Raw genomic sequence first — 14,197 nt, 5'->3', positions numbered from 1 at the left:
AAAAAAACAGGTCACCCATGACCTGCTCCCTCAATGCTCAACGTGACGGTGCGTTACTTTCCTGTAGGGCGGGCTAGGCAGCTTAAACTCCCGCCATCACTGCAATCTAGCAATCTGCCGTAACCCACCGCTTCAGGTGTGCGGTGATATGACAAGCATTCTGATTTTTTGCGTTGACAGGGCACTAGGGAATGATCGTCGTCATGACACGACTATTATTGCTGCCGCCCCCGGTGACCACTACCCGCTGATTATTGAGGGTTCCCACCGCCCGCGACCCCATCAGATGGAGGGGTGGGTCTGCCTGTTTATAAATCACATCTCCGGTGGCTTCGACTCGTTGGGGGCCAATATTCCAAATGATTTGGTTGGCATAGAGGTCGGAGTCTTGGCGGGCATTAATTCCCCTCGCGCCGCCGGTGACGCGAATGATCTCATCGTTGAGGTTGGCTAGACCACTATTAGCGGTGAGGGTGGTTTGATCCTTGCGATCGATGATGGTGACGGGTTGATCCGACAGGATGGTGCGGGCGGTGAGATTCCAGAGGATGGAATTGGAGGCAATTTGCAGGGGAGGGTCAACGGAGCGAGATTCGACGTTCTTTTTAAGGATGACGGTATTTTGTTCGAGGTTGAATTCTGCCTGACCGGCAGTGATGCGATCGCTCACCACAGGCGCGGGTTTTTCCGCACCGTCTGTCTCAGCCTCAGCCGTTTCCGAGGGCGGATCGTAGCGGTCGATCATCACGGCGCGATCGCTTTTAATCCGTTTTTGCGGCAACTCCCACACCAATTTTTCCGTGCGCACCTGCACCGGGGTTTTGGTCCCCGTCAACACCACCTTTTCCATCGCCTCAACACGTTGATCTCGACTCCAATACTGCGCCGTCGTCGCCGTCACATTCAGATCTTCATCATTCCCCTGGAATGAATCTTGAATCTTAATCAACCCCTGATCCGGAAACCAATCCAGCACATCACCCCGCAGCACCATGCCATTGCGGGGGTCTGTCGCCACAATATTATCCCGCAGCTTAATATGCTTCCCCGAATCACTAATCTCGCCAGCATCCGCCTGGATCTGTACGACCACTTCACCATCCTGCAAAAAATTGCCCGTTACCGCCGTGAGCACAGCATTTTTGGACTCATCATTGTAAACAACCCGTTCAACATTCACCTTCCAAACAATCTCACCCTGTTCATCAGCATTTTCCAAGGTGGCATTCGTCAGAATTAATTGCTCCTCGTACCCTGCCTCCTGGGGGGTTGCCTCAGAAGACGTGGGCCGTTCGGGCGGCCGACAAGCCGTTATCCCCAGGGCCACAGCCAAGAAACAGCACCCCACGCTAATTCTTTTCGGGTAACGTTTTCTCTTCATTAACAACTTTGATGCCCGGAAAGCTACGGGGATAATGGTTTGACGAGTTAGGTGAAGTCGAAGGGTGGGGATGTTTCGGTTGCTTTTGGATGTCTTCTTTAATTTGGTCTAAATCGATATAGCGATCGGCCACGTTGATTAAACTATCACTGGTCATCGATCGCAAACTCACCACTTCCACCCGTGCGCCGCGATAGCTGACCGCATCCACCGCATAGGCTAGATCGCCGTCCCCACTGACAAGCACCGCCGTGTCGTAGGACTGCACCAGGGACATCATATCCACGGCAATTTCCACATCAAGGTTGGCTTTTTTGGAGCCATCGGGCAACTGCACTAAGTCTTTGGCAATGACCCGGTAGCCATTGCGCCGCATCCACAACAGGAAGCCCTGCTGCTTTTCGTTGGTGCGATCCACGCCGGTGTAGAAGAACGATCGCAGCAGACGAGATCCCCCCGTCAAGCGGTAGAGCAGTTTCGTGTAGTCAATCTCTAACCCCAATTGGAGCGCCGCATAGAACAGGTTAGACCCATCAATGAAAATGGCGACACGTCCTCTATTTTCCAGTACCTGTTCCGGTGGAAATACTGGATCTTCACCAAAATAATCTTCAATCATTTGTGATAAGCCTCGTTTGTTAAATGTTAAAAATGTGTTAAAAAATTAAGAGAGAGTCTGCTTGAAAATTTAATGAAAAATGATCGATAAAGTTAACCCCATTGTAATTGAGTAATTGTCGAATTGGGGCTAATCGATCAAGATGGCGTTTTGTGAATCTAGGACTGTGTTTGCTTCAGCTTTGGGTAGACCCCGTGATTAAAAAAGCGGAACTAACCTACGATTCGGCAATGGGGAGAGACTCTAACTTCGCAAAGACAGGACTCGGCTGTGCTAAAAGCTGTCCGCCGGGGAGATGTCCCCACTGACAATGCAGGGCAAAGGGGGCTTGGGTTGAGAGGCTTGCTTGGTGGTTAAATTCAATGTCAAATCCGAGTTGTTGATAAATTTTGCTGCTGAGATTGGGGATGATTGGAGCCAGAAGGTAGGCGGCGAGTCTCACTGATTCTAGAACAGAATACAAAACTTGTTCAACTTCGGTTTGTTGGCCTTGTTTGTAGAGACTCCACGGGGCTTGGTCATCAATAAACTTATTGCCGGTGCGAATCAGGTTAAAGATGTCTTCACAAACTTGATTGAACTGATACTGTTCATAAGCAGGGATGATGCGATCGCTTAAGCCCCGTCCCAATTGAGCGAGGGCATGGGTATCGCTATAGACGCTGAGATCTACCGTGGGTACTGTGCTCTGACAATATTTTTTCATCATGCCTAAGGTGCGATTCAGGAGATTTCCGAGATCGTTGGCGAGATCCGCATTTAAGACGTTAATAAAGCGGGTTTCACTAAAGTCACCGTCTTGGCCCACTTCAATTTCCTTGAGAAAGTAATAGCGCACGGCATCAGCGCCATAGCGATTGACAAGGTCGATGGGGTCGATGGTATTGCCGAGACTTTTGCCCATTTTGCGCCCCTCTTTAGTCAGGAAACCATGACCAAAAACCTGCTGAGGGGGATCAATGTCGGCGGCCATGAGCATGGCGGGCCAATAGACGGCGTGGAAACGCAGGATGTCTTTGCCGATCAGGTGGGTGTGGATGGGCCACCAGTGGCGGAGGGCGTTGTCTAGGGTGGGTTCTGTGTCGGGGTCGAGGAGGGCGGTGATGTAGCCGAGGAGGGCATCAAACCAGACGTAAAGGGTGTGGGTGTCGTCTTGGGGAAGGGGAAATCCCCAGGTGAGGTTGACCCGTGAAATGGAAAAGTCTTGCAGGCCTTGGGAGACAAAGTTGAGGACTTCGTTGCGGCGGGAGGCGGGCTGGATGAAGTTGGGGCGATCGCGATACAGCGCTTCGAGGCGGTCTTGATAGCTAGAGAGGCGAAAGAAGTAGTTGTCTTCGTCGCGCCATTCGACGGGTTTGGTGCTGTGGATGGGGCAGTGGTGATCGGCGAGGAGGTCGCGTTCTTCTTTGAATTCTTCGCAGGCGACGCAATACCAGCCCTGTTGCTTGGAGAGGTAGATATCACCTTTGCGCCAAACGCGATCGAAAAATTCATTGACGATCGCCTGATGGCGAGGGGCGGTGGTGCGGCTGAAGCGATCGTATTGGATGTCTAGTTTTGTCCAAAGTTGGTCAAATTGGGCGGCGATTTGGTCGCAGTGGGTTTGGGGATCAATGCCTTGATCTTCGGCGGCGCGTTGGATTTTTTGGCCATGTTCATCGGTGCCGGTGATGAACAGAACATCCTGACCCCGCAACCGTTGAAAGCGGGCGATCGCATCGGCAATCATCGTTGTGTAGGCACTGCCAATGTGAGGGGCGGCATTGACATAGTACAGGGGTGTGGTGATGGCAAATGAAGGGCGATCCGGGGAAGACATGATGGCGATGTTCAGGGTGAGTTTAAGAATGCGGCATAGACTCCAGCATTCATGACTGAGAAAGTCTAATCCTACCAAAAAGAGGGTTGGAAACCTGTTGATCTCGTCAGGAAATCTGAGCAATGGAGGCAGAGTTCTAACGGGTTGGCTGGCTAAAAACAGTGGGGCGGGGGGCTTGGGGGAGGGTCTGGAATGGGACGGAGGAGAGGAGCCGCGATCGCAAAATCACAGCGTCATACTTGCAAGGATTCTGTTGTGATTCCCTGGCTGCATTTTAGGAGAAATGAACGAAAAGACGCACAGATAGAGTTAGAATTCATCACGACACTGTCTAGTTTTGATCCAGAGGGCGCACGTAAAAGCTATGAAAATCATGATTGTGGGGAGTGGGGGACGTGAACATGCGATCGCACTCAAATTGTCAGAATCCGATCGCGTCAAACAAATTCTCTGCATTCCCGGCAATGGCGGCACTGCCACCGTGCCCAAATGCCAAAACATCGCCATGAATGTCAGCGATTTTGACGGCATTGCCCGTTTTGCCGGCGTGCAAGGCATGTCCCTCGTGATTATTGGCCCCGAAGTTCCCCTCGCAGACGGCATTGCCGACTATCTCCAAGCCCAAAATATTCCCGTTTTTGGCCCCACCAAAGCAGGGGCCCGCATCGAAGCGAGCAAAATCTGGGCCAAAACCCTCATGGCCAAAGCAGGCGTGCCGATGGGCAAGGGCGAATGCTTCACCAACACCGAAGCCGCCAAAACCTACATCAAAACCCAAACCGCCCCCCTCGTCGTCAAAGCCGACAGCCTGGCCGCCGGCAAAGGGGTGATCGTCGCAGAGACGATCGCCGCCGCCCTCGAAGCGGTGGATCTGCTCTGGGAGCAAGGCTTTAAAACCCTGGTGGTGGAAGAATATCTCACCGGGGAAGAGGTTTCGATTTTTGCGATCACCGATGGTCAAACCTTCCGCACCTTGATCCCCGCCCAGGATCATAAACGGATTGGCGAAGGGGATACGGGGGAAAATACCGGCGGCATGGGGGTCTATGCCCCGGCTCCCCTGGTGACTCCGGCATTAATGGAACGGATCGAGCGGGAGATTATTGCCCCGACCTTGAGCGCATTGCAGGCGAAAGGGATTGACTATCGCGGGGTGCTCTATGCGGGCTTGATGATTTCGGAGTCTGGTGATCCGAAGGTGTTGGAGTTTAACTGTCGGTTTGGTGATCCGGAGACGCAGGTGGTGTTGCCGCTCCTGAAAACGCCCTTGGAAACGGTGGTGTTGGCCTGTGTGAATCAAACCCTGGAAAAACTACCCCCCTTGGAATGGGAAGCGGGCTGTGCGGTCTGTGTGGTGGCAGCGGCGGAAGGGTATCCGGGTAAATATCGGCGCGGGGATGAAATTACGGGAATCGAGGCAGCGGCAGAGCGAGGGGCCTTGGTGTTCCATGCGGGGACGCAGCGCCGCCAAAAACAGGTGCTCACCAGTGGGGGCCGGGTGTTGGGGGTGACGGCGTTGGGGGATGACTTTGAGGGGGCGATCGCGACGGCCTACGATGCGATCGCCGCCATCGAATTTGAAGGCATGTATTATCGCCGGGACATCGCCCACCGCTTGCGCCCCCAACCAGACCCAGAGCCGACCCCAGCCGCAAGCGTTGAAGCCGCAGCCGTCACCCCTGAGTCAGAGGACGAAACAGCGATCGCCACCCCCCCCAGCCCAGCCGCAGACAGCCCCCAACCCGACTAAACCCACTGGATCTTTAGAAAGTTCCGATATAATGAAGCCCAATATTCTCACCATTAATCACCTCTCAGCCATTGTCCCCAGGTAAGCCTTGTTAGCGTTCTTCAAACAGATCCGCGCCATTCTTCATCAGTGGTGGTCAGAGTTCACCCTGCAAACTCGGCTCATGGCCGGGGCAACCCTTGTCGTCTCATTAATTATGAGCAGCGTCACCTTCTGGGCGGTCAACACCATCCAACACGACGCACGGCTGAATGACACTCGCTTCGGGCGCGATTTAGGACTCCTCCTCGCCGCCAACGTCGCCCCCCTGATCGCCGATGACAACCTCGGAGAAGCGGCCCGTTTTTCGAGCCGCTTCTACAGCAGCACCTCCTCCATTCGCTACCTCCTCTACGCCAACGAAGCCGGCAAAATCTTCTTCGGCATCCCCTACAGCGAAGCCGAAGTCCAAAACTCCCTCACGATCCAACGCCGGATTCAACTCCCAGAACAATACGCCACCAACAGCGCCCTGCCGTTGGTGCGCCAACATCTCACCCCTGACGGCCCCGTCACCGATGTCTTTGTCCCCCTCCACCATGAAAAAAAATACCTGGGGGTGCTTGCGATCGGGATCAACCCCAACCCCACCGTCGTCGCCTCCTCCAACCTCACCCGTGATGTCACGATCGCCGTCTTCATTTCGATCTGGGCCATGGTCTTGCTCGGTGTCGTCTTCAATGCCCTCACGATCACCAAACCGATCAAAGAACTCCTCGTCGGAGTCAAAAATATTGCCGCCGGTAACTTTCAGCAACGCATTAACCTCCCCCTCGGTGGCGAACTCGGTGAACTGATCTTCAGCTTCAACGAAATGGCCGAACGGCTCAAATCCTACGAAGAACAAAACATCGAAGAACTCACCGCCGAAAAAGCCAAACTCGAAACCCTCGTCTCCACCATTGCCGATGGAGCCGTCCTCCTCAACACCGACCTCGATATCATCCTCGTCAACCCCACCGCCCGCCGCATCTTCAATTGGGAAGGCAAAGATGTAATCGGCGACAATGTGCTTCACCATCTTCCTCCCCCCGTCACCGTCAAACTCACCCGTCCCCTCTACCACGTCACCCACATCAAGTCCCCCCTGATCCCCCTCACAGAAGCCGCTGAACAGGCCGCCGCCGATGACCATAAACACCGCGATGGGGATGAATTTCGTGTCACCCTCTCCTCTCCCACCGAACGCACGATTCGGATTTTGCTCACCCAAGTGTTTGACCAACATCGCGAATCCGTGAAAGGCATTGCGATGACGATTCAAGACATTACCCGCGAAGTGGAACTCAACGAAGCGAAAAGCCAATTCATTAGTAATGTCTCCCATGAACTGCGCACACCGTTGTTTAATATCAAATCGTTCATTGAAACCCTGTACGAATACGGCAACGAACTCACGGAAGGGGAGCGGGAAGAGTTTCTCAAAACGGCGAACAATGAAACCGATCGCCTCACGCGGTTGGTGAATGATGTGTTAGACCTCTCCCGGCTCGAATCGAGTAATGCCTATCAGTTAGAAGCGATCGAAATCTCCCGCCCCATTGAGCAAACCCTCCGCACCTATCAACTCAATGCGAAGGATAAGGGGATCGAATTGCTGCAACAGATCAGCCCCGATTTGCCGCTGGTGTTGGGGCATTATGATTTAATTTTGCAGGTCTTGGCGAACCTAGTGGGGAATTCCTTGAAGTTCACTGCGTCGGGGGGCAAGGTGGCGATTTTGTCCTATCTTTTGGATCAAAATGCGCCCTTACCCAACCAACCCCAAAAAGTGCGAATTGAGGTGGCAGACACTGGAACCGGCATTGATCCCGATGACCAAAATGCCATTTTTGAACGATTTTTCCGGGTTGAAAATCGGGTGCATACCCTAGAAGGTACGGGGCTAGGACTGTCGATTGTGCGTAATATTATCGAAAAGCACCATAGCCGGGTTCATCTCATTAGTGAAGTGGGTGTTGGCAGTACGTTTTGGTTTGAATTGGAAGTGTATAGTGACGAGAATGCCTTGATGGAAACGCCGATGTCCCTCGCCCCGGCCCAGTCTTCACCGTAGGGATTTGGGGGTGATAGCAATTCGCTTAAACCTTAAGCCCATCTTCAATCTTGATGGGTTGGCGATATTCTACGCGACCATGACGGTAGCAACCGCCGAAGCGATCTCAACACAATGATGAAATGTATAGCAATCAACAAGGGCATGCGGACAGGCAAGGGGCTTAAGCCCCTTGTTCCAGAGTCTCTGAATGTCCTAACCGCTCTGGCTAGTGCTATATCTCACGATGACGGGTATCTCTGCATCACACGCTCATGCAATGGCCGACTCGCCTTCATTGACCTAGGCGGGAATTGAGTTTCTCCTCTGGGTGATCGGGTTTTGCCTTGACTGTTTAGCGATCGCTCTACACGATGAAGCCCAGTCCAGCCTAGGTTGCCGTTCTCGCCACCAGACCGTATTTAGTCCTCCCAACATCATTACTTATGTCCAGTTTTGTCACCACAATCCCAGAACTTGAAGACCTGATTCAACGGGTTAAAACTGCCCAATCCACCTATGCCAGCTTTAGCCAAGAGCAGGTGGATGCTATTTTTAAGCAAGCTGCCCTCGCGGCCAATACCGCACGAGTCCCCCTTGCCAAACTGGCCGCCACGGAAACCGGGATGGGGGTGACCGAAGACAAAGTGATTAAAAATCATTTTGCGTCCGAAATTATCTACAACAAATATAAGCACGAAAAAACCTGCGGCATTATCGAAGTTGATCAAGCCTTTGGAATTCAAAAAATTGCCGAACCCGTGGGACTCCTCGCCGGGATTGTCCCCACCACTAACCCCACATCAACGGCAATTTTTAAAGCCTTAATCGCCCTCAAAACCCGCAACGGGATCATCTTTTCGCCCCACCCCCGCGCCAAGCACTGCACGATCGCCGCCGCTAAGGTGATCCGCGATGCTGCCGTGGCCGCCGGTGCGCCCGCTGACATTATCGGCTGGATTGATGAACCCACTGTGCCCCTGTCCCAAGCCCTGATGCAGCACACCAAGATTAATTTAATCCTCGCCACGGGGGGGCCTGGCATGGTGCGGGCGGCCTATTCGTCGGGAAATCCATCCCTAGGGGTGGGGGCTGGCAATACCCCGGCGCTGATTGATGAAACCGCCCATATTAAGCTGTCGGTGTCGTCGATTATCCTCAGTAAGACTTTTGATAATGGGATGATCTGCGCTAGTGAGCAGTCGGTGATTGTCGTTGATTCGATCTATGAGGCGGTGAAAACGGAATTTCGCCATCGGGGGGCCTATATTCTTACGCCGGAGGAGCGCGATCGCCTCGGCGCCAAAATCATCGTGAACGGTCGCCTCAATGCGGATATTGTCGGGCAACCCGTGGAAAAACTTGCCGCGATCGCCGACATTCAGATCCCCCCCGAAACCCGTGTGTTAATCGGGGAAGTGGAGGAAGTCAGCCTTGATGAACCCTTTGCCCAGGAAAAACTGTCCCCGATCCTGGCCATGTATCGCGTCCCGGACTTCCTCGCCGGGGTAGACAAAGCCGAAGCCCTCGTGGAACTAGGGGGCCGTGGCCATACCGCCGTCCTCTACACCTCCCCCGATAACCTCGACCATATCCGCCGCTTTGAAAACAACGTCCAAACGGCGCGGGTGCTGATTAATACGCCCTCGTCCCAAGGTGCGATCGGCGACCTGTACAACTTCCGCCTTGACCCGTCCCTCACCCTCGGCTGTGGAACTTGGGGCGGCAACTCGATCAGCGAAAACGTCGAACCCCATCACCTCCTCAACATCAAAACCGTCGCCGAGCGGCGCGAGAATATGCTCTGGTTTCGCGTCCCGCCGAAAATCTACTTCAAGCCGGGGTCTTTACCCGTGGCCCTGCGAGATTTGGCCGGGAAAGAGCGGGCGTTTATCATCACCGATAAACCGATCTACGACCTGGGGTTAACGGCATCCCTAGAAGATGTGCTCGATGATATGGGGCTGAAATACGATATTTTCGACGATGTGGAGCCTGATCCCTCCTTGGAGACGGTGAATCGGGGCTTAGACCGGATGCGTCGCTTTGCACCGGATGTGATTATTGCGATCGGCGGCGGTTCTCCCATGGATGCGGCGAAAATTATGTGGCTGCTGTACGAGCATCCGGAAATTGAATTTGAAGGCTTGGCGATGCGGTTTATGGACATTCGTAAGCGGGTTTATGACCTGCCGCCCTTGGGGTCGAAAGCCTTACTTGTGGCGATTCCCACCACCTCTGGCACGGGGTCTGAAGTCACGCCCTTTGCGGTGGTGACCGATCGCAAAAAACAAATTAAATACCCCCTCGCGGACTACGCCCTCACCCCCAGTATGGCGATCATTGATGCGGATCTGGTGCGCCACATGCCCAAATCCCTAACCGCCTATGGGGGTGTTGATGCCCTCACCCATGCCCTGGAGGCCTATGTATCGGTGTTGGCTTCGGAATATACCAATGGCTTGTCCTTGGAGGCAACGCGGTTAATCTTCAAATATTTACCGGCTGCGTACCATGAAGGGGCAGCGAATCCGAAGGCCCGCGAAAAAATGCACTATGCCTCCACGATCGCAGGCATGGCCTTTGCCAATGGTTTCTTGGGAATTTGTCACTCCATGGCCCACCAATTGGGGGCGATGTTTGGCATTCCCCACGGCATGGCCAATGCGTTGATGATCACCTATGTGATCCGCTATAACGCCACCGATGCGCCCTTTAAACAGGCCACATTTTCCCAATATAAATACCCGAATGCGAAATGGCGCTACGCCCGCATCGCCAGCTATTTAGGGCTACCGGGTGAGGATGAAGCGGCCAAGGTGAATCAGTTGATCATCGCCATTGAAGCGTTGAAGCAACAGGTGGGAATTCCCACGAGTTTGAAGGATGCTTTGGGCGATCGCGCCTCAGAATTCCAAGCCCGTTTAGAGGAATTGGCCGATCAATCCTTCGACGACCAATGCACCGGTTCTAACCCCCGCTATCCTTTGATTAACGATATTAAGTCCCTACTGATGGATGCCTATCATGGCCGCCTCTCGGAAGAATTCGCCACCGAGATCAGCGCCGCCCTTGGTCATACCGACCACCCCACCGAAATCGGCCACGATCTCCATCCGGTATCCTAATTCCTCCCGCCTCCCAGGGGCCACTGCTGATCCAGACCGGACAACGGCTCGCTGGCCTTTGATCCCCCTGATCAGGGCAGCGAGCTAGACGCTCATACGACAGAAGAGTCCAGGCAGGGTAGTGTGAGCCTCTGGCTCACTCCTGCCACAAATCAATGCTCAAACTCCTGCCACAAACCAATACTCAAACTCCAACCAAATCAATACTCAAACTCCTGCCAAATCAATGCTCAAACTCCAACCCGCCTACAGTTCAAAATTAAACCCCTGCTCAAACTCCAACCCGCCTACAGTTCAAAATTAAACCCCTGCTGTTTTAACTCTTGGTATTGTTCCGGGTTGAAGGCGTAGAGACGGGCGGCACGGTGAGCCACATCGGTTTGCCATTCTTCGAGGGCGGTGAGGAGTCCCATTTTGAGGATCTTTTTGCGGAAATTGCGTTTGTCGAGGGGTTTGCCGAGGACGGTTTCGTAGAGGTGCTGAAGCTGGGAGAGGGGGAATTTTTGGGGCAGGAGTTCAAAGCCGATGGGTTCGTAGCGGAGTTTGCTTTTGAGGCGTTGGAGGGCCTGTTGGAAGATGTGGAGATGGTCGAAGGCGAGACTAGGCAGGGCATCAATGGGAAACCATTTGGCTTCGTCGGCATCGGTGGTGGCGTTGATTGTGTGTTCGGTGAGGTTGACGAGGGCGTAGTAGGCGACGGTGATGATGCGATCGCGGGGATCACGTTCCACTGCACCAAAGGTATAAAGCTGTTCTAAGAAAATATCCTTGACACCGGTTTCTTCGCCAAGTTCGCGTCGGGCCGACTGTTCGAGGGTTTCATCGGAACGAACAAAGCCGCCGGGTAAGGCCCATTCCCCTTTGAAGGGGGGAAGGTTACGCCGAATCAGGAGCACTTTTAAACTGTTTTGCTCATCGAGCCCAAAGACAACACAATCAACGGTCAGGGCCGGGCGGGGGAAATCGTAACAATAGGCCATGGGCGAGGGTCTCTAAACTGACCCGATTAAGCCTAACGCTGATTTTGTCCCGATGCAACTGTGCTAGGGTGGAGTCATTTTGACATCCTCTTGCCGTGTTTCCCCAGAGGTTCCCCGGATCAACCGAGGATTTTGTGGGCTGGAGTACGGTGGAGCGATCGCAGTTTCGTCACAATGATGGGTATTAGATTAGAACAGACCCTATCCAAACCTCTGTAGGTTTTGATTGCCATGGTTTCTCCTCGTTTCAATTCACGCCTGACCCGTCGTCAATGGCTGCGCTACAGTGGTCTGGCGGCAGCATCGATGGGAACAGCCGCCCTCTTGAACAGTTGCGATCGCTGGCGGCCCCCCGTTGATGATCCCGTTGTCCGGGTGGGATATTTGCCGATTACCGATGCGTCGGCCTTGTTGGCGGCCTACGATAAAGGCTTTTATCGGGCGGAGGGCTTAGAAGCCTCGCGGCCCAAGTCTTACCGTTCCTGGGCGGCGATCGCCCAAGGGTTTATGGATCGTGAGGTGAATGTGATCCATATTCTGATGCCAACGGCGATCTGGATGCGCTATGGGGCACAGTTTCCCAGTCGGGTGGTGGCCTGGAACCACACCAACGGGTCGGCCTTGACGGTGCTGCCGACGGTGAATCAGGTGACGGATTTTGGTGGGCGATCGCTGGCGATCCCCTCGTGGTACTCGATCCATAATGTGGTGCTGCAAATGCTCCTGCGTCATCACGGCCTGACCCCCATGGCCCAACAACCAGGGGACAGGGTGGCCGCCGATCAGGTGGGTTTACAGGTGTTGTCGCCCTTAGATATGCTCGATGCGCTCCAACTCGAAGCGATCGCCGGCTACATCGTCGCAGAACCCTACAACTCCGCCGCCGAAACCCGGCAAAGCGGCAAGATCCTGCGGCTGACAGGAGATGTGTGGAAAGACCACGCCTGTTGTGTGGTGCTGATGCATGATGATGACGTGCAAAACCGGCCCGACTGGACACAACGAATTGTGAATGCCGTCGTCAAGGCCCAACAGTGGGCCCAATGGAATCGGCCGGAACTGGCGCATTTGCTCTCCCAAGCCGGGGGCAACTATATGCCCCATTCCCTCGCCATCCTCGAACGGGTGCTGACCCATAATGATCATGATTTTTATCGCCGCCAAGGAGCGATTCAACATCCGGAATGGCGATCGCGCCGCGTTGACTTTCAACCCTACCCCTTTCCCTCCTACACCGAAGCCCTGATTAAAGCCTGCCAAACCACTCAATTCGCAGAGGACGTTCCGTGGTTAAATAGCCTAGACCCCACCCAGTCCGCCGCAGAATTGGTTGATCCAGCCTTCGTGCGGCAGGCCTTAGACTCCGTGGGCGGCCCCCAAGCCTTTGGGTTGGCCTTGGATTTAAACCGCACTGAATTGATTCAATTGTAGGGCTGGGGTGCAGAGTCACCCATGCCCCGCACCCGCCCATCGTCCGTTGCTCTTGCTCCCTTGGTTTTGCGTTCACCATGACAGCACCCTCCCTGCGTCAAGCCTTGCGCCCCTCTTGGTCGCTGACCCAATTCATTCAATTCGGCTTAGTTGCGATCGCTGTGCTGACCGTCTTGATGGTGGGAGGGAGTTTAACGGTCTTAAGTTATCAAGCCCACCTCGACGAGGCCTGGCAACTTCAGCAAGCACGAGTCCAAACCGCCGTCGGCGACATTGAATCCCATCTCAACGGGCTGCAATATCCGTTTAACTACTTCAGCAAAGTCCGAGGTCTGAGTCGCATTGACCCCGATGTTCAACAGCGTTTCCTCGAAGGCTTAACCCGGACAAACCATGCCTATGAAGCCGTGGCCATCTTTGATCGTCAGGGTGAATTCCGGGCGGGGGTCACCCCCTATCAAGCCGGAGATGCGGAGCAGGCATTTTTGATTTCCCATCGGCAAATGGTGCGACGTGTGCTCAGTCGCTCGGAACAGCTATTGAGTCCGGTGACGTTAGATACTGATCGCCAAACCCTTTTGGTCACCATCGCCACGCCCCTCTATGATGCGTCCGATCAACTGGATGGGGTGTTGCTTGCGTCGGTCAATTTAGAAGGCCTGAATGGGATTATTGCCCAAACCCCCGTTGGTCGGAATGGGTCGATCTATATTGTCGATCGCCGTCAGCTTATTCTGACCCAAACACGGAATGTTGATGAGACCCACCAAAGTTTTCAATTGGAGCGTCTCCCCAATGCGATCGCCTCCCGTGTTTTGTATGGTGATCCGGCTCATCAATTCAAGATCTATCAGGGATTACGGGGCCAGTCGGTGTTAGGGGTGGCGGCGTTGGTGTATAGCGTCGGGTGGTATGTGGTGGTGGAGTTGCCGGTGATGGAGGTGTATGCTCCGGTGGGGAGGTTGATGACGATGATGCTGTGGACGGGTGGGGGGGCGATCGCGATCGCGATCGC

At 54.1% G+C, this 14,197-nt stretch carries 9 protein-coding genes; 5 read left to right on the top strand and 4 right to left on the bottom strand.

The features are described 5' to 3' along the window. Positions 1 to 184 precede the first annotated feature (184 nt). The 3 genes from lptC to metG all read right to left on the bottom strand — a co-directional run bounded on the left by lptC (position 185) and on the right by metG (position 3,819). Positions 185 to 1,327 carry an LPS export ABC transporter periplasmic protein LptC gene (lptC, locus tag PN477_RS00895; protein WP_272117414.1) on the bottom strand — a complete coding sequence of 381 codons (1,143 nt, stop codon included), beginning with the start codon at positions 1,325 to 1,327 and terminating at the stop codon, positions 185 to 187. Positions 1,328 to 1,349: 22 nt separating this feature from the next. Continuing rightward, entirely contained in the window at positions 1,350 to 2,000 is a 651-nt protein-coding gene (locus PN477_RS00890; RefSeq protein ID WP_272117394.1) for a LabA-like NYN domain-containing protein, read from the bottom strand. Positions 2,001 to 2,217: 217 nt separating this feature from the next. Continuing rightward, entirely contained in the window at positions 2,218 to 3,819 is a 1,602-nt protein-coding gene (gene metG / locus PN477_RS00885; protein WP_272117392.1) for a methionine--tRNA ligase, read from the bottom strand. 364 nt (positions 3,820 to 4,183) lie between these two features. Between metG and purD the strand changes: the two genes are divergently transcribed. The 3 genes from purD (at position 4,184) to adhE (ending at position 10,771) form a co-directional block, all read left to right on the top strand. Beyond that, positions 4,184 to 5,569 carry a phosphoribosylamine--glycine ligase gene (gene purD / locus PN477_RS00880; protein WP_272117390.1) on the top strand — a complete coding sequence of 462 codons (1,386 nt, stop codon included), beginning with the start codon at positions 4,184 to 4,186 and terminating at the stop codon, positions 5,567 to 5,569. Positions 5,570 to 5,657: 88 nt separating this feature from the next. Continuing rightward, on the top strand, positions 5,658 to 7,664 hold the full coding sequence (gene nblS / locus PN477_RS00875) for a two-component system sensor histidine kinase NblS (RefSeq protein ID WP_272117388.1): 2,007 nt from the start codon (positions 5,658 to 5,660) through the stop codon (positions 7,662 to 7,664). Between the two features lie 425 nt (positions 7,665 to 8,089). After that, on the top strand, positions 8,090 to 10,771 hold the full coding sequence (gene adhE / locus PN477_RS00870; protein ID WP_272117386.1) for a bifunctional acetaldehyde-CoA/alcohol dehydrogenase: 2,682 nt from the start codon (positions 8,090 to 8,092) through the stop codon (positions 10,769 to 10,771). A gap of 287 nt (positions 10,772 to 11,058) precedes the next feature. Here the strand turns inward: adhE and PN477_RS00865 are convergent, their stop codons facing one another. Further along, on the bottom strand, positions 11,059 to 11,751 hold the full coding sequence (locus PN477_RS00865; RefSeq protein WP_272117384.1) for an NUDIX hydrolase: 693 nt from the start codon (positions 11,749 to 11,751) through the stop codon (positions 11,059 to 11,061). A 231-nt stretch (positions 11,752 to 11,982) separates the two neighbouring features. On the opposite strand from PN477_RS00865, the gene PN477_RS00860 reads away from it, so the two are divergent. Both PN477_RS00860 and PN477_RS00855 read left to right on the top strand, forming a co-directional pair. Next, the gene (locus PN477_RS00860; RefSeq protein WP_272117382.1) at positions 11,983 to 13,182 is read left to right on the top strand and encodes an ABC transporter substrate-binding protein; all 1,200 of its coding nucleotides are present in this window, start codon (positions 11,983 to 11,985) and stop codon (positions 13,180 to 13,182) included. A gap of 77 nt (positions 13,183 to 13,259) precedes the next feature. Further along, positions 13,260 to 14,197: cache domain-containing protein (locus PN477_RS00855; protein ID WP_272146894.1), on the top strand; the 938-nt coding region annotated here is incomplete at its 3' end.

Origin of the sequence: Spirulina subsalsa CS-330, assembly GCF_028330765.1 — a bacterium.
In the GTDB taxonomy this organism is placed as follows: Bacteria; Cyanobacteriota; Cyanobacteriia; order Cyanobacteriales; family Spirulinaceae; genus Spirulina; species Spirulina subsalsa_A.
Note: the sequence above shows the minus strand (reverse complement) of the source record. Positions and strands in the feature narration are given on the sequence as shown.

Coding starts and splice junctions, on each gene's coding strand:
- metG (WP_272117392.1), bottom strand. CDS start 3,819: ATGTCTTCCCCGGATCGCCCTTCATTTGCCATCACCACACCCCTGTAC.
- PN477_RS00860 (WP_272117382.1), top strand. CDS start 11,983: ATGGTTTCTCCTCGTTTCAATTCACGCCTGACCCGTCGTCAATGGCTG.
- purD (WP_272117390.1), top strand. CDS start 4,184: ATGAAAATCATGATTGTGGGGAGTGGGGGACGTGAACATGCGATCGCA.
- adhE (WP_272117386.1), top strand. CDS start 8,090: ATGTCCAGTTTTGTCACCACAATCCCAGAACTTGAAGACCTGATTCAA.
- PN477_RS00890 (WP_272117394.1), bottom strand. CDS start 2,000: ATGATTGAAGATTATTTTGGTGAAGATCCAGTATTTCCACCGGAACAG.
- PN477_RS00865 (WP_272117384.1), bottom strand. CDS start 11,751: ATGGCCTATTGTTACGATTTCCCCCGCCCGGCCCTGACCGTTGATTGT.